The organism is Modestobacter sp. VKM Ac-2985 (assembly GCF_026967925.1).
GTDB lineage: Bacteria > Actinomycetota > Actinomycetes > Mycobacteriales > Geodermatophilaceae > Modestobacter.
The window spans coordinates 1,114,331-1,134,368 of the sequence record NZ_JAPVBI010000002.1 but is presented as its reverse complement, the minus strand read 5'-3'; the positions used below and the strand labels follow the sequence as shown (position 1 = coordinate 1,134,368).

At 76.1% G+C, this 20,038-nt stretch carries 15 protein-coding genes; 8 read left to right on the top strand and 7 right to left on the bottom strand.

Translation table 11 applies throughout. The features are described 5' to 3' along the window. The first annotated feature begins 17 nt into the window (after nt 1–17). A complete protein-coding gene (locus O2V61_RS14730; RefSeq protein WP_269184022.1) occupies nt 18–371 on the top strand; it encodes a hypothetical protein in 354 nt (117 codons plus the stop codon). Here O2V61_RS14730 and nudC read toward each other — a convergent pair. From nudC to O2V61_RS14705, 5 genes are all read right to left on the bottom strand, one after another. Further along, nucleotides 364–1,329: an NAD(+) diphosphatase gene (gene nudC / locus O2V61_RS14725; RefSeq protein ID WP_269184021.1), complete on the bottom strand. Its 966-nt coding sequence runs from the start codon at nt 1,327–1,329 to the stop codon at nt 364–366. The genes O2V61_RS14730 and nudC overlap by 8 nt on opposite strands. Then, complete coding sequence (locus tag O2V61_RS14720) at nt 1,326–2,711, bottom strand: M16 family metallopeptidase (RefSeq protein WP_269184020.1); 1,386 nt, start codon at nt 2,709–2,711, stop codon at nt 1,326–1,328. The genes nudC and O2V61_RS14720 overlap by 4 nt, the downstream gene beginning before the upstream one ends. Beyond that, nucleotides 2,708–4,021 carry a M16 family metallopeptidase gene (locus O2V61_RS14715; protein ID WP_269184019.1) on the bottom strand — a complete coding sequence of 438 codons (1,314 nt, stop codon included), beginning with the start codon at nt 4,019–4,021 and terminating at the stop codon, nt 2,708–2,710. The genes O2V61_RS14720 and O2V61_RS14715 overlap by 4 nt, the downstream gene beginning before the upstream one ends. Before the next feature lie 207 nt (nt 4,022–4,228). After that, nucleotides 4,229–5,170: a DUF2510 domain-containing protein gene (locus O2V61_RS14710; protein ID WP_269184018.1), complete on the bottom strand. Its 942-nt coding sequence runs from the start codon at nt 5,168–5,170 to the stop codon at nt 4,229–4,231. 22 nt (nt 5,171–5,192) lie between these two features. Next, nucleotides 5,193–6,614: a M20/M25/M40 family metallo-hydrolase gene (locus O2V61_RS14705; RefSeq protein WP_269184017.1), complete on the bottom strand. Its 1,422-nt coding sequence runs from the start codon at nt 6,612–6,614 to the stop codon at nt 5,193–5,195. A gap of 61 nt (nt 6,615–6,675) precedes the next feature. Between O2V61_RS14705 and O2V61_RS14700 the strand changes: the two genes are divergently transcribed. The 7 genes from O2V61_RS14700 (at nt 6,676) to mnhG (ending at nt 13,412) form a co-directional block, all read left to right on the top strand. Next, on the top strand, nt 6,676–7,563 hold the full coding sequence (locus tag O2V61_RS14700) for an alpha/beta fold hydrolase (RefSeq protein ID WP_269184016.1): 888 nt from the start codon (nt 6,676–6,678) through the stop codon (nt 7,561–7,563). Between the two features lie 72 nt (nt 7,564–7,635). Then, a complete protein-coding gene (gene mbhE / locus O2V61_RS14695; RefSeq protein WP_269184015.1) occupies nt 7,636–10,410 on the top strand; it encodes a hydrogen gas-evolving membrane-bound hydrogenase subunit E in 2,775 nt (924 codons plus the stop codon). Continuing rightward, on the top strand, nt 10,407–10,847 hold the full coding sequence (locus O2V61_RS14690; protein ID WP_269184014.1) for a sodium:proton antiporter: 441 nt from the start codon (nt 10,407–10,409) through the stop codon (nt 10,845–10,847). The genes mbhE and O2V61_RS14690 overlap by 4 nt, the downstream gene beginning before the upstream one ends. Continuing rightward, entirely contained in the window at nt 10,844–12,382 is a 1,539-nt protein-coding gene (locus O2V61_RS14685) for a monovalent cation/H+ antiporter subunit D family protein (protein WP_269184013.1), read from the top strand. The genes O2V61_RS14690 and O2V61_RS14685 overlap by 4 nt, the downstream gene beginning before the upstream one ends. Beyond that, the gene (locus O2V61_RS14680; RefSeq protein WP_269184012.1) at nt 12,379–12,801 is read left to right on the top strand and encodes a Na+/H+ antiporter subunit E; all 423 of its coding nucleotides are present in this window, start codon (nt 12,379–12,381) and stop codon (nt 12,799–12,801) included. Before O2V61_RS14685 ends, O2V61_RS14680 begins: the two co-directional genes overlap by 4 nt. A gap of 3 nt (nt 12,802–12,804) precedes the next feature. After that, nucleotides 12,805–13,062, top strand: coding sequence for a monovalent cation/H+ antiporter complex subunit F (locus tag O2V61_RS14675; RefSeq protein ID WP_269184011.1), 258 nt, complete (start codon nt 12,805–12,807; stop codon nt 13,060–13,062). After that, nucleotides 13,059–13,412, top strand: coding sequence for a monovalent cation/H(+) antiporter subunit G (mnhG, locus tag O2V61_RS14670; protein ID WP_269184010.1), 354 nt, complete (start codon nt 13,059–13,061; stop codon nt 13,410–13,412). Before O2V61_RS14675 ends, mnhG begins: the two co-directional genes overlap by 4 nt. Before the next feature lie 30 nt (nt 13,413–13,442). On the opposite strand, the gene O2V61_RS14665 is transcribed toward mnhG, so the two are convergent. Next, entirely contained in the window at nt 13,443–16,778 is a 3,336-nt protein-coding gene (locus O2V61_RS14665; RefSeq protein ID WP_269184009.1) for an ATP-dependent helicase, read from the bottom strand. Continuing rightward, nucleotides 16,775–20,014, bottom strand: a complete 3,240-nt coding sequence (locus tag O2V61_RS14660; protein WP_269184008.1) for an ATP-dependent helicase — start codon at nt 20,012–20,014, stop codon at nt 16,775–16,777. Before O2V61_RS14660 ends, O2V61_RS14665 begins: the two co-directional genes overlap by 4 nt. Nucleotides 20,015–20,038: the final 24 nt, after the last annotated feature.

Sequence of the window (20,038 nt, the reverse complement as noted above, 5' to 3'; positions counted from 1 at the left end):
GCGCGCTGGCCCGTGAGGTGCTGGACCGGTGTGGGCCTCGCGGCACCGGCGAGCACCTGCCCGCACTGTGGGACCTCGAGCGGGACCGGGCCGCGCGGGCGGAGTACCGCCCGTCACCTGCCGGCGGGGTGCTGCTCGTCCCCGGTTCGCTGTTGCAGGGGCTCGGGTTGGCGTTCGACGTCGTCGTCCACCTGCGGATCAGCCCGGCCGCCCGGCGGCGGCGCGCTCCCGCTGACCGGGTGTGGGAGCTGCCGGCGTTCGACCGCTACGACGAGGAGGTGGATCCGGTGGCGCTGGCCGACGCGGTGGTCCTCGCCGACCACGCCGACCGGCCGGCCCTGGTCCTGCAAGGGCGGTGGTCGCTCAGCTGAACTCGCCGGCCACCCAGCGGTCGATGACGTGCCGGGCGATCGAGACCGTCGGTGGCAGCGCGTGCGGGCCGGTGCCCGAGCGCAGCTCCTCCCGGCTGAACCACCGGGCCTCCTCGATCTCGTCGTGGTCGACGCGCAGCTCCTCGCTCGTCGCGCGGGCGACGAAACCGAGCATCAGCGACTGCGGGAACGGCCACGGCTGACTGGAGACGTACCGGACGTCGGTGACGGCGATGCCGACCTCCTCGGCGACCTCCCGGACCACCGCGGCCTCGGCGGACTCACCGGGCTCCACGAAGCCGGCCAGGATCGAGAACCGACCGGGCGGCCAGACCGCCTGACGGCCCAGCACGCAGCGGTCGCCCCCGTCGTGCACCAACATGATCACCGCCGGGTCGGTCCGCGGGAAGATCTCCCGGCCGCTGTCCGGGTCGCGCTGCACCCAGCCGGCCCGCTCGATCGTGGTCGCGGCACCCGTGATCGGGGAGAACCGGTTGCGCTCGTGCCACTCGATGATGCCGACCGCCTGGACCAGCAGCCCCGCGTCGAGGTCGCCGAGCGCGCCCCCGACCTCGCGCAGGCCGGCCCAGGAGTCGACCGGCCGGCCGGCCACGCTCAGCGAGCGGGCGACGCGGAGTGCGCCGTAGGCGACGCCCTCGGCCTCACCCAGGTAGATGGCGCCCTCGGGCCAGGTGGACTGCTCCTCGTAGACCAGCTCGGGACCACCGGGCCCCTCGTGCACCGGCACCGCGCGCCGCTCGTCGACGCGCAGCAGGCGGACCGGCAGGCCCTGCGCCGGGTCGGTCAGGGAGCGGGCCAGGTGACCGCGGTCGTGGGCGGTACGGGACAGCAGGGGGACGTCGGTGACGGCCCCGGCGTGCCGGTCCTCCGGCCAGTCGCCGCGGGCCGGCGGCGGGGGGTTGTCCGCCGTGGTGCTGCCACCGGGCGGGACGCTCACGCGAGCGACTCGGGCACCGGCTCGACCGCCGGGGCGGTGACCTCGATGGGGCCGAGCACGCGCAGCTGGTCGGCGACCTCCTCGGCGTCGCCGACGACGACCGCGGTCAGCCCGGCCGGCGACAACCAGCGGCGGGACGCCTCCGCGACCTCCTCGATGGTCACCGACGCCAGCGCCTGCTGGTGCTCGGCGAGCCACTCGGCGGGCAGCCCGGCGCCGAAGAGGGCCGACAGCGTGCTGGCCAGCCCCGCGTGCGTCGCCGTCCCGAGGGCGAGGGTGCCCAGCAGGTACCGGCGGGCGGAGTCGAGCTCGGCCTCGGTGACCGGCGTCAGCGCCATCCGGCCCAGCTCGTACACCGTCTCGAGCAGGGCGGGGCCGGTGACGCCGGTGGCGACGTCGGCCTCCACGGTGAACGACGAGCCGGCCATCAGGTGCTCGACCGAGCTGCGCGGGCTGTACGTGTAGCCCCGGCGCTCGCGGATGTTCTCCACCAGCCGGGAGGAGAAGTAGCCACCGAACACCATGCTGGCCAGCCGGAGCGCGGGCAGCTGCGGATCGGTGCGGCCCGGCGCCGGGCCACCCAGCCGCACGTTGGACTGCACGGCACCGGGACGGTGCACCAGCTCCAGCGGGCCGGGGACGAGCGTGGGCACCGGCGCAGCGGCGACCGCCTTGCCCTCGGCGACCCAGCCGGCCAGGGCGGTGCCGACGACGTCGACCGCGGCCGCCGGGTCGACGTCACCGACCAGCACGAGCGTGCTGCCGGCGGGCAGCACCCGCTCCCGGTGCAGCTTGCGCAGGGCTGCCGGGGTGACCGCGGCGACCAGCTCGGCCTCGGGCAGCTGCTGGGCGTACGGGTGGGCACCGAACCGCCGGGCGGCCAGGGCCGAGCGGGCGATGACGCCGGGCTGGGACCGGGCGATGAGGATGCGCTCCCCCACGCGTGCCCGCTCGGCGTCGACCAGGCCCGCCGGGTAGGTCGGCGCGCCGAGCAGCTCGGCCAGCACGCCCAGGACGGCATCGAGCCCGTCGGGGAGCATCGTGGTGGAGAACAGCAGCCGGTCGGCGTCCGCCGAGACCGACAGCTCGGCGCCGTGCGCCTGCAGCAGCTGGGCGATCTCCAGCTGGTCGTGCCGGGCGGTGCCCAGCAGCACGGCGCTGGCCAGCAGGGCGGTCCGGGCCGCGTGGGTGGCCGCCGCCCGCGGCGCGGACGCGGCGAACGGGACGCGCAGGCGCAGCTCGACCAGCGGCACACCCGGCCGCGGGACGACGACCAGCCGCAGCCCGTTGGGCAGCGTGGTCTGGTGCACCTCGGGCGCCACGACGGGCCGCGGCTCGCCCAGCGGCGGGATCAGCGAGAGGTCCAGCACGGGTGCACTCATCGGGCTGCCCCTCCGGTCGCGCGCAGTTCCAGGACGGCGGCGGTGTCCGGCGAGAGCCCGCGGGCCGCTGCCTGCACCTGGTCGGGGCTGACCGAGGCCAGCCGGGCGGCGAGCTCGCCGGCCAGCTCGGCCCGGCCGTGGATGAGCTCGGCGGAGGCGAAGCCGAGGGTGCGGCCGAGCACGGAGTCCGCCTGCTGGAGCAGCTGCGCCTCGGTGCGCGCGGTCACCCGGGCCAGCTCCTCGGCGGGGACACCGTCGGTGGCGACCTTGTCGACCTCCTCGTGCACCGCCGCGAGCACCCGCTCGACCGGGACGTCGGCCGGGTGGTGCACCTGGCTGACCAACAGCGTGGCGTCGCGGACGTCGAACGGGTCGCCGAACAGGCCCAGGTAGCTGCTCTGCGCCACCGCCAGCCGGTCGGTGTGCAGCAGCCGGCGCTCGAGCCGGGAGGCGTCTCCCTCGCTGAGCAGCTCGGCCAGCAGCACGGTGCCCAGGTAGGTGTCCAGGTCACCGACCGGGTCGGGCACCCGCCAGCCGATCGCCACGGCCGGCGCCGGCGCCAACCGGTCCTCGACCACGCCGCGGCGGACCGTGGTGGGCGAGGGCTCACCGACGACCGGTGCCGGCGGGGCCGGTCGGGCGGGCACCTGGTCGAACCAGCGGCGGACGAGGGCCTCGGTCTCGGTGACGTCCAGGTCGCCACCGATGCACAGCACCGCGTTGGCCGGGGCGTAGTACCGGGAGAAGAAGTCGGTCGCGTCCTCGACGGTGGAGGACTCGAGGTCGACGAAGGACCCGTAGCCGTCATGCGTGTTGGCGAAGCTCTCGAACGCGATCCCCGGCAGCTGCAGCCACGGGAAGGCGCCGTAGGGCCGGTTCAGCACGTTGACCCGGATCTCCTCCTTCACCACGTCGATCTGGTTGCGGAGGTTCTCCTCGGTGATCGCCGGGGCGGCCATCCGGTCGGCCTCCAGGAAGATCGCCCGCTCCAGCGCCTCGGCGGGCAGCGCCTGGAAGTAGTTCGTGTAGTCCTGGTGGGTCGACCCGTTGAAGGTGCCGCCGGCGGCCTGGACGAGGCGGGCGTGCTCCATCTTCGGCACGTTGGCCGAGCCCTGGAACATCATGTGCTCGAAGAGGTGCGCGAAGCCGGTGCGGCCCGGCGGCTCGGAGCGCATGCCGACGTCGTAGAAGACGCTCACGGCGACGACGGGGACACTCCGGTCCGGCGCGAGCACGACCCGCAGCCCGTTGTCGAGCGTGAACCGCTCGACCGGGTGCCGCAGGGTCAGGTCGGGCCCAGCTGCTGTCACGTCAAGGACCCTAACCGCGCCGTCCGACACCCCGCAGACGGGGACGGGCGAGGTCACCCCGCCGGGCCACCGTTCCGCCCGCCCGGACGGCGCTGACCTCCTGCCGGCGACCCACCCCGTCCGGGGAGGGTCGACCCACGGGCTCGTGCCCTGGTGCACCCGTGCCACCAGAGCGCGAGCGCACCGGGCATCACCCGACCAGCACCGTCACAGCACCTGGACGTCGGCGAGGACGCGGTCGACGGCGCCGTACAGCTCGGCGTGGGTGTTGGGGATGGAGAGGTAGAGCAGCGCGGGCGCGGGCCGACCGACGTCGATGAGGAGCAGCGCGGCGCGTTCGCCGCTGGAGTCGTAGCCCGGCACGTCCCAGGTGAGGTCGAACTCCACGACCCAGGCTGCCGCCCCGTCGACGGTCACCGCCTCGTCCCGGCGGACCACACGCTCGTTGGGCTCCGGGTAGTACCGGGTCCGCACCGAGTCGGCCAGCGCGGTCGCGGTCGACTGCAGGCTCTCGGGGCCGGTCCAGCCGTAGGCGGGGACCAGCGGCCCGGAGGTGCACTGGGCGATGAAGACGCCGTTCTCGCCGGGCAGCTCCTCCTGGGTGACGAAGTACTGCCCGGCGACCTCGGTGGTCTCCAGCTGCACCCCGCGGTCCCACTCGAACCAGCCGTCGCCCAGGAAGGGGTAGGAGATGCCGGCGGCCTCGTCGATGATCCGCACGGTGCCCGGGGGGAACTCCCGGCCGGGCGCAGGGGGCGCGACGGCCACGGGCGGCTCGTCGTCCGGCTCGGGGTCGGTGCCCCCGGCGGCGCCGACCAGCAGCCCGGCCAGCACCAGCACGAGCACCAGCAGGAACCCGCCCAGGCCGACCAGCCACGGGCGGCGGCCTCGCGGTGACGCCTCGGGGCTCCCCCAGGAGTCCCAGGACGACGCCGAGGCCGGAGCCGGCGGGAACTGACCCGCCGGGCTCTCGAACCCCTGGCCGACGGAGACCCCCGGGCCGGCCGGGGTGGTCACGTCGGACCAGGTGAGCCCGTTCCACCAGCGGACCAGCCCGGGGGCGCCGTCGGGGTCGGGGTACCAGCCGGGCACGGGTGCGCCGCCCTGACCGGTCGGCTGCCCCGTCACCCCGGCGCCCGGTCCGCTCATCCTCGGCGCTCCGTGCCCGTGCTCAACGCGCCGGGAACGGGACGGCGGCCAGCTCCCGCCACAGGTGGGCAGCGGCCTCCGCACCGCGGTACAGCATCGGCAGCAGCACCCGCTCGTTCGGCGAGTGGATCCGGTCGGTGGGCAGCCCGGCGCCGAGGAACAGCAGCGGGGCGCCGAGGATGCCGGCCAGGTCGGCCTCCGGGCCGCTGCCGCCCTCGCGGGTGAACAGCACCTGGTCGGCGCCGGTGTCGAAGGCCTGCCCGATGGACCGCAGCAGGGCGTCCATCGCCGGGTGGTCGATGTCGCTGCGGCACGGGGCGACGCCGCCGGGCGGGACGTGGACGTCGGCCTCGATGCCCGCGGGGGTGTTCGCCTGCACCCAGGCGCGCACCTGCTCGCCCAGGTCGGCGGGCACCTGGTCGGCGACGAGCCGGAAGGTCACCTTGGCGTGCGCCTCGGCGGGGACGATCGTCTTGTGGCCGGGGCCGGTGTAGCCGCCCCACATGCCGTTGACCTCCGCGGTCGGGCGGGCGCCGATCCGCTCCAGCGTGCTGAAGCCCGCCTCGCCGGTGGCCACCCGGGAGGCGGCCGGACCGGCCAGCCACGCCTGCTCGTCGAACGGCACCCGGCCCATCAGCTCGCGCTCGCGGTCGGTGAGCGGCCGCACCTTGTCGTAGAAGCCGGGCAGGGTGACCCGCCCGGACTCGTCGTGCAGCGCGGCCAGCAGCTCGGCCATGGCGTGCAGCGGGTTGGGCACCGCGCCACCGAAGGAGCCCGAGTGCAGGTCGACGGCGGGGCCGCGGAGGGTGATCTCGGCGTCGGCGAGCCCGCGCATGGCGGTGACCGCGCTGGGGACGTCGGGGGCGGCCATGCCGGTGTCGCTGACCACGATGACGTCGCAGGCCAGCCGGTCGGCGTGGGCGCGCAGCAGGTCGGCGAAGTACGGCGAGCCCGACTCCTCCTCGCCCTCGATGACCAGCTTCACCGTCACGGCGGGGGTGTCCCGGCCGGTGGCGGCCAGGTGGGCGCGCATGCCGAGCAGGTGGAAGGCGACGTTGCCCTTGTCGTCGATGGCGCCGCGGGCGTGCAGCTCCGGCCCGTCGGGGCCCTCCACCCGGGTGGGCTCGAACGGCGGGTGCGCCCACAGCTCCAGCGGGTCGACCGGCTGGACGTCGTGGTGCCCGTACACCAGCGCGACCGGCGCGCCGGCGTCGGCCGAGGGCCACTCGGCGAACACGGCCGGCGCGCCCTCGGTCGGCCAGATCTCCACGGTCGGGAAGCCGGTGCGCCGCAGCGCCTCGGCCAGCCACTCCGCGCTGGCGGCGACGTCACCGGCGTGCGCCGGGTCGGCCGAGATCGACGGGATGCGCAACCAGGCGTCGAGGTCGGCGTGCAGGTCGTCGAGGTGGGCGGTGACGAAGTCGCGTTCGGCGGAGCTGCTCACGCCGTGGACCGTATCCCGCCGCACCGACGCGACGGCCCGGGTACCGGGCTAGGTTGCCTGCATGGCCGTGGGGATGCTGCAGGTGGACGTGGGCGACCTGACCTTCGACGTGCGGACGGACGGGCCCGAGGACGGCCCGCCGGTGCTGTTGCTGCACGGCTTCCCGGAGACGTCGCTGAGCTGGTCGGCGGTCACCCCGCTGCTGGCCGAGGCCGGGTTGCGCACCTACGCCCCCGACCAGCTGGGCTACTCCCCAGGCGCCCGTCCGGGCGAGGTGGACGCCTACGCCCTGACCAACCTGGTGCAGGTGACCGCGGACCTGATGACCGCGCTGGGCGTGCCGGTCGCCGACGTCGTCGGGCACGACTGGGGCGCGAACGTCGCCTGGGGGCTGGCCGGCTGGCACCCCGACCGGGTGCGCACGCTGACCGCCGTCTCGGTGCCGCACCCGACGGCCTACACGCTGGCCTTCCGCGCCGACCCGGAGCAGAAGGAGCGCTCGGCCTACATCAAGCTCTTCTGGCAGGCGGGCAAGGCCGAGGAGGTGCTGCTGGCCGACGGTGCCCGGCGGCTGCGCCGGATGCTGGAGGCGCCCGGCGTGCCCGCCGAGGCGGTCGACGTCTACGTGCAGCAGCTCTCCGGGCCGGGGGCGCTGACCGCGGCGCTGAACTGGTACCGGGCGATGAGCTCGGCCACCCCGGTCGACCCGGTCGGGGTGCCGACGACGTACGTCTGGAGCGACGGCGACGTGGCGGTGGGCCGGATCGCGGCCGAGGCGTGCGCGGACCAGGTGACCGGCGACTACCGCTTCGTGGAGCTCCCCGGGGTCAGCCACTGGGTCCCCGAGCAGGCGCCCGAGGACCTCGCCCGGGCGGTGCTGGACCGGATCGCGCGGGGGGCGGCCGCCCCGGCGACGGACGCCGGGTTGACCAGGAGCGGGCTCGGGTAGCGCGGCCTGGTGACCGTGCCGCCGCGCTGCCCCGCTCCCGCGGCGGCCACCTGCCCGGCTGACGACTGACCGGTGCTCCTCGTCCTCGCCCTGCTGGGCATGCTCGCGCTCGCCGTGGCCGCACCGCCGCTGGCCCGGCGCCTCGGCCGCAACACCGGGTACCCGCTGGCAGCCGGCTACCTGGCGGTCGCGGCGCTGCTCGCCTCGGCCGCCCCGCGGGTGTGGGCCGGCGAGACCGAGACCGCGTCGTGGGAGTGGCTCCCGTCGCTGGGCGTCTCGCTGTCGCTGCGCCTGGACGGCGTCGCCGGGGTCTTCTGCCTCATCGTGCTGGGCGTCGGCGCCCTGGTCATGGCCTACTGCCCCGGCTACCTCGGCGAGGACGAGCCGCACGGCACCGTCTACCTGCTGCTGACCCTCTTCGCGACCAGCATGCTCGGCCTCGTCCTGGCCGCCGACGTGGTCCTGCTGTACGTCTTCTGGGAGCTGACCACGGTCTGCTCCTTCTTCCTGATCTCCACCGCCGGCGCCGCCGCGGCCCGACCCGCCCGGCAGGCCCTGCTGGTGACCGCGGCCGGTGGCCTGGCGCTGCTCGCCGCCGTGGTGCTGCTCACGGTCGCCGCGGGGACGACGGACCTGGCGACGATCCTCGCCGACCCCGACCGGGTGCTCGACTCCGGGCTGGCCTGGCCGATCGGGGGGCTGCTCGTCCTGGCGGCCTGCACGAAGTCCGCACAGCTGCCCTTCCACTTCTGGCTGCCCGGCGCGATGGTGGCCATGACGCCGGTGAGCGCCTACCTGCACTCGGCGACCATGGTCAAGGCCGGCATCTACCTGCTGCTGCGCTTCTCGCCGCTGTTCGCCGAGGAGCCCGCCTGGTCGACGGCGCTGATCAGCATCGGCCTGCTGACGGCCGTGACCGGCGCTTTCCTGGCCCTGCGGGAGAACGACCTGAAGGGGATCCTCGCCTACTCGACGGTGAGCCAGCTCGGTCTGCTGGTGGCCGTCATCGGGGTCGGGACGCCGGAGGCCCTGGCGGCCGCCGTGCTGCACACCTTCGCCCACGCGCTGTTCAAGGCGACCCTGTTCATGCTCGCCGGGATCGTCGACGAGGAGACCGGGACCCGCGACATCCGGGAGCTCTCCGGCATGTGGCGGGCGATGCCGGTCACCGCGGCGACGACGGTGCTGGCCGCCCTCTCGCTGGCCGGCGTCCTCCCGATGCTCGGCTTCGTGAGCAAGGAGTACCTGTTCATCGGGCTGCTGGAGGCCGAGGGCGCGCCGTGGGCCGGCCCGGTGGCCCTGGCGCTGGGGGTCACCGCCTCGGTGCTGACGTTCGGGTACGCCGCCCGGATCGTGCACGGCGGGTTCGGCGGCTCCGAGCAGCACTCCGACGTCTCCGAGCCCCCGGCCGCCTTCCTGCTGCCCGGAGCCGTCGCCGCGGGGCTCGGTCTGGTGCTCGGCCCCGCGGTCAGCGTGCTGAGCCCGATGATCGTCTCGGCCGCCAGCGACGTCGCCCCGGCCGGGGACCCCCCGGAGGTGTACTTCTGGCACGGGCTGAGCCCGGAACTGGCCATGTCCGCGCTGACGATCGTGCTCGGGCTGGTCCTGTTCGGCTGCCGCGCTCCCGTCGACCGAGCCCTGCAACGTCTCCGTCTCCCCGATGCAGGTCGGCTGTTCGACCGGGCGCACGACGGGGTGATCGCGCTCGGACACGTGGTGGGCGGCCCGGAGCGCACCTCCTCCCCCGCCGCGCACCTGAGCCGCCCGCTGGTGGCGGTGGTCGCGCTGGGCGGGGTCGGGACCCTGGTCGTCGGTGGGCTGCCCGCGCGCGCGGACACCGACCGCCCCCTCGACTGGGTGGTCGCCGGGCTGCTGGCGGTGGTCGTGCCGGCCGCGGTGCTGACCGGCTCGACCCTGGCGGCCGTGGGGCTGGTCGGCATCACCGGCCTGCTCGTGGCTGCGTGGTTCCTCCTCGCCGGGGCCCCCGACGTCGCGCTCACCCTGATGCTCGTGGAGGTGATGACCGCGGTGGTGGCGGTCCTGGTGCTGCGGGGCGTCCCGAGCCGGTTCGTGCGCAGCCCGCGGCGTGCGGCCGTCCCGGCCGCGGCGCTGGCGGTGGGGGCCGGCGTCGCCGCGGCGCTCGCCACGCTCGCGTTCACCGGCCGCCGGGAGCTCTCCGCGGTCGGTGAGCACTTCCTCGACTCGGCGGAGGAGCAGACCGGTGGCACGAACGTGGTCAACACGATCCTGGTCGACTACCGCGGACTGGACACCCTCGGCGAGGCCGTCGTGCTGGGCACGACCGCACTGGGGACGGCGCTGGTGCTCGGCCGCTCCGAGCGGCGCCGCACCGTCACACCGGGTGCCCGGGGTGACGCCGTGCTCGAGGTCAGTGCCCGGGTGCTGGTGCCGGGCATGTTCCTGCTCTCGGCCTTCCTGCTCTGGCGGGGTCACGACGAACCGGGCGGTGGGTTCATCGCCGCCCTGGTCGCCGGGGCCGCGGTCGCGCTGAACCAGCTGACCCACGGCTCCGGCACCTCCCTCGGCCGGCTGACCCGGCCCGACCGGCTCGCCGGGGCGGGCCTGGTGCTCGTGGTGGCCGTCGGGGCGCTGCCCACCGTGCAGGGCCAGGCCTTCCTGACCCCGGTCGAGCTGCCGCTGCTGCACGCCCTCGGGATCGGCTCCACGCTCCTCTTCGACCTGGGGGTCTACCTGCTCGTGCTCGGCCTCCTCGCGGCCGCCGTCACGCGACTCGAGCAGCCGGACCGCACGGCTGCGGACGAGCCGCCCGGTCCCCCGGTCACCGGTCCGCTGGTCACCAGCGGAGTCCCGGAGCAGGCGCCGTGAGCGCCGCACTCGTGGTGGGCCTCCTGGTGGCCGGCGGGGTCTTCCTGCTGCTGCGGCGGGGGCTCCTGCGCATCGTCCTGGGCTTCGTCCTGCTCGGGCACGCGGTGAACGTCCTCCTGGTCTCCGCCGGCGGCATGCAGCGGCGCGGCGCCCCGCTGCTCGGGGAGACCGAGGCCGACGTGGCCGCCGACCCGCTCCCCCAGGCCTTCGTGCTGACCGCGGTGGTGATCACCTTCGGGATCACCGTGTACATGCTCGCCCTGGCCCGGGCAGGCGACCCGGGTGCGACGACCGGCCATCCGCCCGCCCGCTCCGATGCGTCGTCCCCCGCGGACGGCTCAGACCGGGACGACGCGGATCGGGAGGACGCGGATACGGAGGACGCGACCGCCGACCGCGGCCGGCGCACCGACGCCGCCGAGGGCGGGGCGTCGTGACCGGCGGCCTCCTCGTCCTGCCGGTGGCCGGGCCGCTGTTGCTGTCCGGGCTGCTGGCGCTCGTGCACCAGCTGCGATCGGACACCACCCGCCTCGACCGGGTGGTCGGGCCGGTCGCCGCCGGCGGGGTGCTCGTCTTCGCCGGCTTCCTGCTCGCCGCGACGGCGGACGGGTCGGTGCCCGTGCTCCAGCTGGGCGGCTGGCAGCCGGGGATCGCGATCGTCTTCGCCGCCGACACCTTCAGTGCGGTGATGCTGGCGGTCACCTCGTTGCTGGTCCTGGTCAGCCTGCCGTTCGCCGCAGCCCTCGGCGAGGACGAGGACCCGGCCTTCGTCCCCCTCGTGCTGGTCCTGCTGGCCGGGGTCTCCGGCGCCGTGCTCACCGCCGACCTGTTCAACCTGTTCGTCTTCATCGAGGTCATGCTCGTGCCGAGCTACCTGCTGTTCACCGCGGGCGGCGGGGCCGAGCGGCTGGCCGCCGCCCGGCTGTACGTGAGCATCAGCCTGATGGCCTCGACCGTCCTGCTCGCCGGGGTCGGTCTCGTCTACGGCGCCGCGGGCACGGTGAACCTGGGTGAGCTGGCCGGCGCCGGCGAGTCGTCGCCGGCCGTCGGGTTCGCCGCGGCGGTGGTGCTCCTCGCGCTGAGCGTGAAGTCGGCGGTCGTCCCGCTGCACGGATGGCTGCCCCAGACCTACGCGCGGACCGGGCCGGCCGTCGCCGCGCTCTTCTCCGGGCTGCTCACCAAGGTCGGCGTCTACGCGGTCATCCGGCTGTACTCCGTCGTGTACGGGGGCACACCGCGGTACCTGTGGGTGATCATGGCCGTGGCCCTGCTGACCATGGTCGTCGGCGTGCTCGGCGCGGTGGGCGAGCACGCGATGCGGCCGGTCCTCACCTTCCACATGGTGAGCCAGATCGGCTACGTCTTCGTGGGGCTGGCCCTGTTCACCGCTGCCGGGTTGAGCGCCACGGTCTTCTTCCTGGTCCAGTACGTGCTGGTCAAGACGGCACTGCTGATGTGCGCGGCGGTGGTGGAACACCGCTACGGGACCGGGGAGCTCGACCGGCTCGGCGGCCTGGCCCGGCGGGAACCCCTGCTGGCCGGCACCTTCGCCGTCGCCGCGCTCACGCTGGCGGGCATCCCACCGCTGTCGGGGTTCGTCGCCAAGCTGGGGCTGGCCTCGGCGGCCGCCTCGGCGGGGCAGCACCTGGCGGTGGCCCTCGTGGTCGGGGTGAGCCTGCTGACCCTGCTGTCGATGGTGAAGCTGTGGAACGGCGTCTTCTGGGAGCCGCCTGCCGAGGACGGCGAGGGGGAGGGCGCCGAGGGACCGGCCGTGGACGACGGCGGTGCGCCGGCCGTGGCCAGCGCACTCGGGAGCCGGGTGCGGCCGCTGGTGCTCGCCCCGCCGGTGTTCCTCGCGGCGGCCGCCGTCGTCCTCGGGCTCTGGGCCGAGCCGCTGCTCACGATCAGCACCGCGGCCGGCGCCGGACTGGCCGACCCCTCCGGCTGGGTGGCGGCGGTGACCGGGCGATGAGCACCGACCCCGGGGCCGGCCCGGCCTCGCTGCCGCAGCGCGGCGCACGCCGCGCCTGGCGGGTCACGGCCTTCGCCGGGCGGTTCCTCGTCCGGTTCCTGCGCGCGAACGTCGCGGTCGCCCGCGAGGTCCTGACCCCCGGGCAGCAGGTGGCGCCGGCCGTGGTCGTCATCGCGGTGCACAGCCGGACACCGTTCGAGGTGGCGACGTTCATGAGCCTGATCGCGCTGACCCCCGGCACGCTGCCGATCCAGCTGGACCGGGAGCGGCGGCTGCTGACCGTGCACGGGATGCACGCCGGCGACCCCGACGCGTTCCGTGCCGAACTGCACGAACTGGAGGACCAGATGCTCGCTGCCCTGCGGCCGGTGACCCCACGGCCCGACGACCGGGTCGCCGACGACGACCGCCGGAGCTGAGCGGTGGTCGTGCTGGACGTGGCGCTCGCCGTCCTGGCGCTGTCCCTCCTGGTCGCGGCCTGGCGGCTGGTGACCGGTCCCACCGACGCCGACCGGGCGCTGGCCGTCGACTACGGCTTCGTGGTCGTGGTCGCCGCCATCGCCCTGCTGGCCGTGCGCCTGCGCACCCCGGCGTTGCTCGACCTGGTCCTCGTCGCCACGCTGGTCGGCTTCCTCGCCACGGTGGCGTTCGCGCGGCTGGTCGCGGAGCGGGCCCGATGACCCTGCAGAGCGTGCTGGGCCAGGGCCTGGCTGTCCTCGGCGTCCTGCTGATCGGCGCCGCGGGGGTCGGCCTGGTCCGCCTGCCGGACGTCTACAACCGCGCCAACGCAGCCACCAAGGCGGCCAGCCTGGGCCTGGTCTGCGTCCTGTTCGGCGTCGTCGTGCTCGCACCGGGGGTCTCGGCGGTGGTGACCCTGCTGGTGGCCATCGCGCTGCAGCTGTTCACCGTGCCCATCGCGGGCTACAAGATCGCCGAGGCGGCGCACCGGTCCGGCGCACCGCTGGCCCCGGCGACCGTCCGCGACGAGCGGGACGCCCCCGGCCCGGAGGACGACACCGGCGGCACGTGAGGCCCCCGGGCACGGCGGACGACACCCATCTCAGTCGGCCGCACCTCCGGTGACCAGGGCGAGCAGGCCGGCCTCGTCGAGCAGGTCGGCCGGCCGCAGGGTGACCCCGGCGGCGACGTGGTGGAAGCCGGCGCTGACCCGCTCCACCGGCACGCCGGTCAGCCGGGACCAGCCCAGCCGGTAGGCGGCCAGCTGGACGGCGGCAGCCGTGAGCTCGGCGGCCCCGGGCACCGGACCGGTCTTCCAGTCGATGACCTCGTAGCCACCGTCCGGGGTCGCGTAGACGGCGTCGATCCGGCCGCGCAGGGTCAGCGGACCCAACGGTGTCTCGAACGGCGCCTCGACGTCCACGGGCTGCCGATCGGCCCACTCCCCGGCCAGGAATGCCTGCTGCAGCGCGGTGAGCGCGGCGTCGGGGGCCGCGCCGGCGTCACCGCTGCCGGGCAGCTCGTCGAGGTCGATCAGCCGGGCGGCACCGAACCGCTCCTCCAGCCAGGCGTGGAAGGCGGTGCCCCGCCGGGCCAGCGGCGCCGGCGCGGCCGGCATCGGCCGGCGCAGCCGACGGGCCAGCTCGCCGGGGTCACGGCGCAGCGCGACCAGCGCGGAGACCGACAGGTGGGTGGGCAGCGGGACGTCGACGGTGCCGCGGGAGTGCTCGGCCCGCTCGCGCAGCAGCAGGTCGGCGTCGCGCAGCCAGTCGGCGACCAGCGGGTCGTCGGTCGCGCCCAGGGCCTCGGTGGTCAGCGGGTGCGGCTGGGTCGCGGCGACCAGGTCGGCGGCGGCGGTCAGCGAGCGGCGGCGGCCGGCCGACAGCGGGTCGGCCGGCCAGACGCCCACCGGCCACTCGGCCAGAGCCGGGTTCTCGGCGTCGTCCGCCGGGGGCTCCGCCCAGGCGTCGACGACGCCGGCGCCGTCCTCGCAGGCGCCCTTGACCGCCAGCAGCAGGGACGACGGGCCGCAGACGGTCTTGCCGTCGCGCCACCAGCTGCCCGAGCACAGCAGCAGGTGCTTGGCCCGGGTCACCGCGACGTAGCCGAGCCGGATCTCCTCGGCCAGGCCGAAGTCCTTCCACTCCTCGACGTAGTCCTCCAGGGCGTCGCGGACCGCGGCCTGGTCACCGGAGCCGGGGACCGGGAGGTGCAGCCGCGGCAGCTCGGCGCGGTCGGTGACCCGCAGGTCGACCGGGACGGCGCCCGGGTCACGGATCCAGGAGTCCGAGGCGTCGCCCTTGGCGGGGAACTGGCCCACGGTCATCCCGGGCACCGCGACGACGTCCCACTCCAGCCCCTTGGCCGAGTGCCCGGTCAGCAGTTGGACCGCCTCCGGGTTGACCGCCACCTCGCCGGGCTCCAGGCCCCGCTCCCGCACCTCGGCGTCGGCCAGGTAGCCGAGGAAGGCCGGCAGCGAGGGCAGCTCGGCGAGCTCGGAGAACTCGGCGGCGACCTCGTGCAGCGCGTCCAGGTGGGTGCGGGCACCGCCGGGGGTGACGTCCGGGTGGCTGGCCAGCTCGGTCTCCAGGCCGAGGCTGCGGACCACCTCGTCGACCAGGTCGGGCAGCGACTCACCCAGCCGGGACCGCAGCCCGGACAGCTCGTTGGCCAGCCGCCGGAGCCGCCGGTGCCCTTCGGGTGAGTACGCGTCGGGGCGGCCGAGGTCGTCCAGCGCCTCGACGATGCTCCCGCGCTCCCGCGGCAGCACCGGGCTCGGCGGGGCGCCGTCCTCGACCGGGTCCGGCGACGGCGTGCCGCGCTCCCGGACCAGCGCCCGGGAGCGCGCCTCCAGCGCGGCCAGGTCGCGGGGCCCGATCCGCCAGCGGGCGCCGGTGAGCAGCCGACCCAGCGCGTCCCCGGCGCTGGGGTCGACCAGCACCCGCAGCGTGGCGACGACGTCGGAGACCTCGGGGACGTCCAGCAGCCCGCCCAGCCCGACGACCTCCACCGGCAGGCCGCGGGCGCGCAGCGCGGCGGCGATGCCCGGCAGCTGGGCCCGGCGCCGGGCGAGCACGGCGATCGTCGGCCGGGTCGCGGGAGCCCCCGGTGCGGCGTCCTCGGAGCCCTTCCAGCACTGCTCGAGCCGATCGGCCAGCGCCTCGGTCTCCTCGGCGACCGTCTCGTACAGCCCGCAGTGCACCGCGCCCGCGCCGGCGACCGGCGAGGGCTGCAGGTCCGGCAGCGGCTGCTCGGGCTCGGGCAGCGCGGCGGCCACCGTGTTGGCCACGGCCAGCACCGCCCGGTCGTTGCGCCAGCTGGTGGACAGGGTGAGCCGCTCGGCCGGGCGCTCGGGGGTGCCGGGGAAGGTGCGGGCGAACCGCTCGATCGTCCCGGCGGAGGCGCCCCGCCAGCCGTAGATGGACTGCCGGGGGTCACCCACGGCCAGCACCGGGTGCCCGCCCGGTCCGCCGAAGAGCGCCTCCAGCATCCGCAGCTGGCCGACGCTGGTGTCCTGGTACTCGTCGAGCAGCACGACCCGCCACCGGGCGCGCTCCCGCCGGCCCACCTCGGCGGAGCTGACCGCGACCCGGGCGGCCAGGGAGACCTGGTCGGCGTAGTCGATCGCCCCGGCCGCCCGCTTGCGGGCCTGGAACGCCTCGACCATGGGCAGCAGGGCGACCCGGGCCCGCTGCCGCGCCACCAGCTTGAGCACCTCGGCGTACGGGCCCTTCTTCCGGCCGGCGTCGGGGTAGCCGCGCAGCTGGGACTCGAACCGCGCCGTCCAGGCCCGCAGGGCGTCGGGGGTGATGTCGTGCTCCCCCAGTTCGGCGGCGAGCTGCAGCACGTCCTCGGTGGTGGTGACCAGGCCCAGCGCGACGTCGCTCATGTCACCGGTGTGCGCGGCGACGGCGGTGGCCGCCTGGCCCCAGCACATGGCCGGCCCGAGCACGCCGGACCCGGGCTCGACCCCGATCCGCAGCCCGTGCTCGGCGACGATGCTGGCCGCGTAGCCGTGGTAGGTCGCGACCGTCGGTGCCGCCACGGCCAGCCGTTCCCGCAGCTCCGGGGCGGTGTCCGGGTGCTCGGCCAGGGCACCGAGCCGCTTGCGCACCCGGGCGTTGAGCTCGCTGGCCGCCTTGCGGGTGAACGTCAGGCCGAGCACCGCCTCCGGGGCGACGAGCTGGTTGGCGACCAGCCAGGCGACCCGGGCGGCCATCGTCTCGGTCTTCCCCGACCCGGCGCCGGCGACCACGACCAGCGGCCGGTCGACCGGAGCCGCGACCACGCCCGCCTGCTCCGCCGACGGCGAGTGGCCGACGCCGCTGCGGACCGCGGTCTCGGCCGGGCTCAGCAACCGCGGCGGCTCCGGCGCGACGACCGGGACCAGCCCGGGGAGGTCGAACGCCAGTTGGCCCTCGGCGGCCCGCGGGGTCATCGGGTCACCTGCCGGCCGGACTCCTGCATCGGGCAGCTGCGGCGGAAGGCGCACCGCTCGCAGTCGGTGTCGGTGCGTGCCACGAACTCCCCGGCTCCCATCCCCTCGCCGACCTCGGCGATCAGCTCGCCCGCCCAGCTCTCCCGCGGGTCGACGTCGGCGGGCAGCGGCGACTGCACGTGCTCCTTGGCCGCCTTCTGCGAGCCGCCGACCTGCAGCAGCGCCGCCCCGCCGGTGGCGGTGCCGTGCTCGGCGAAGGCGCCCTCGGTGACGGCGAGCTGGTAGGCCGCCAGCTGCCCGTGCTCCTCCACCGCCCGGGGGGCGGTCTTGCCGGTCTTCAGGTCCACGACGACCAGCCGGCCCTCGGCGTCGCGCTCGAGGCGGTCGACCTGCCCGCGCAGCCGCGCCCGGCCGACGGTGACGTCGAAGTCCTCCTCCGCCGCGACCAGCTCCCGGTCGGCGCGGGCGTGCCAGGCCAGGAACTTGGTCAGCATCTCCTGGGCCCGGTCCCGCTGCCGCTGGTCGAACCAGCCCGGCCCCAGGTCCAGGCCGTCCAGCTCGGTGTCCAGCGCTGCGGGGGCGTCTGCGGGCGGCAGCCCCTCGGCCACCTGCTGGGCGACGTCGTGCACCGCGGACCCCACGGTGCGGGTGGCCTCGGGGGCCGCCTCGGCGCCGACCGCGCCGAGCACCCAGCGCAGCGGGCACCGCTGGAAGGTGTCGATCGCCGAGGGCCGGACGGGCACCACCTCGGCCGGGTCGACCAGCGGCGCGTCGTCGGACAGCGCGGCCAGCCCCCACCAGCCCGCCGGGTCGGCCCCGGGGACCCGTTCCTCGGCCAGCCGGCGCAGCACCGCAGCGGCGCTGGTCCGGCGGGCCGGCGGCGTGTGCGGATCGGTGAGGTGTCGGCGCAGCTCGGCGACGAGCGCCGGGAGGGTCAGCTGCCGCGGCAACGGGGTGTGCGGCCGGGCGCCGTCCCCGTCGGCCGGGGGCGGCACCACGAGGTCCAGGAAGCGCGACGCGGTCGCGCCGGCGTCCCCGCCGTCCAGCGCGCCGTCGACGGCGGTGACCAGCAGCCGGCGGCGGGCCCGCGTGCAGGCCACGTAGAACAGCCGCCGCTCCTCGGCCATCGCCTGGGTGCGCCGGTCCAGCGTGGCCGGGTCGGTGCCACCGGCGGCGTCGACCAGGTCCTCGGCGCCGAGCAGGCTGACCCGGCTGCGCAGGTCGGGCCAGACCCCCTCCTGGACCCCGGCGACGCAGACCAGGTCCCACTCCAGGCCCTTGGCCGCGTGAGCGGTGAGCAGCCGCACCGTCTCCCCCATCGGTGCCCGCGCGGCGCCGCTGTCGCCGGGCAGCTGCTGGGCACCCAGGTGCTGGGCGAACGCGGCCACGGTGGCGTGCGGGAGGCGGTCGACGAAGCCGGCGGCGGCGTCGAACAGCGAGACGACGGCGTCCAGGTCGCGGTCGGCCACCGCGCCCGGCGGACCTCCGGCTGCGCTCGCCCGTGCCCAGCGGGTGGCCAGCCCGCTGGCCTGCCACATCGCCCACAGGACGTCCTCGGCGCTGCCGTCGGCCGCCAGCGCGAGCCGGCCGGCCGACAGCACCCGGGCCACCCGCGAGGCCGGCCGGGCGAGGTGTTCGGGCAGCGCGTCGAGCAGGGTCGCGTCGGCCAGCACCGCCGCCAACGGCGCCCCGCGGACCGTCGGGTCCTCGCCCCGGAGGGCCAGCTCCCGGCGGACGGCACGGCGCAGCCGCCGCAGGTCCAGCACCGTCGCCCCACCCAGCGGGGAGACGAGCAGGGCCTCGGCGCCGGGCTCGTCCAGCCCCGTCTCCGGAGGCGGCTCGCCCTCGGCGGCTGGGCCACCGGCCGCCGGCAGCAGCGCGGTCAGCGCGGCCAGGAACGGCTGGACGGCGGGCTGCCCGGCGAGGGCGACGTCGTCCGCGGAGACGGCGACCGGCACCCCGGCCTGGCTCAGCGCCCGGCGGACCGGGCCGAGGCCTGCGGTGGCCGACCGGACCACCACCGCCATCTGCGACCACGGCACGCCGTCCAGCAGGTGCGCGCGGCGCATGGTGTCGGCGAGGAAGGCGGCCTCCATGGACGGGGAGTCGAAGACGTGCACCTCCGCGGCGCCGGGGTCGGTGTGCGCGCCGGCCTCCAGCCGGCGGTGCTCCCACGGCCCGGGCAGGCCCTCGGCGACCCGCCGGCTGACGGTGAGCAGCTCGGTTCCCGAGCGGCGGCAGACGCCCAGGGACAGCCGGTCGGCCGGCCGGCCGTCGCGGTGCCGGAAGCGGCTCGGGAAGTCGATGATCCCGCGGGGCTCGGCCCCGCGGAACGCGTAGATCGCCTGGTCGGGGTCGCCCACGACGACCAGGTCGCCGCCGCCCCCGGCGAGCAGCTCGACCAGCTCGACCTGCGCCGGGTCGGTGTCCTGGTACTCGTCGACGAACAGCCAGCCCGCCCGCTCGCGCTCGGTGCGCAGCAGCTCCGGGTCGCCGTGCAGCTCGTCGATGGCGGTGCGGACCAGCTCGGCCGGGTCGTACCCGGAGGCCCCACCGCGGGCGACCGTCGCGAAGTACGAGACGTCCTGGTACTGCCGGAGGAAGTCCGCGGCCGCCTCCCAGTGCGGCAGCCCGCGCTCACGGCCCCAGGCGGACAGCCGCCGGCTGTCGATGCCGCGCTCGGTGGCCCGCAGCAGCAGCTCGCGCAGCTCGTCCCGGAAGCCGTCGGTGCCCAGCGCGGCGGCGAGCTCGGCGGGCCAGCGGACGGCGCCCTCCTCGTCGGCGTCACCGCGCAGCAGCTCGGCCAGCACGGCGTCCTGCTCGGCGGAGGTCAGCAACCGCGGCGCGGGCTCACCGCGGAGCACCGCGGCCCGGCGCAGCACCCCGAAGGCGTAGGAGTGGAACGTGCGGGCCACCGGCTCCCGGATGGTGCGCCCGACCCGGGCGGTGATCCGGGTGCGCAGCTCGGCGGCGGCCTTGCGGCTGAAGGTGAGCACCAGCAGCCGCTCGGGGTCGGCGCCGGCGGCGATCCGCGCGGCGACCGCCTCGACGATCGTGGTGGTCTTCCCGGTGCCGGGGCCGGCCAGGACCAGCAGCGGCCCACCCCGGTGGTCGACCACCGCCTGCTGGGTCAGGTCGAGCTGAGGGCGGACCACCGGCTCCGGCTCCGGCTGCACCAGCCGGTACACCGGTCCCGCCGACGACGGCCCGGCCGACGGCGACCCCGCCGTGACCACCGCTGCACTCCCCGTCTCCCCCCG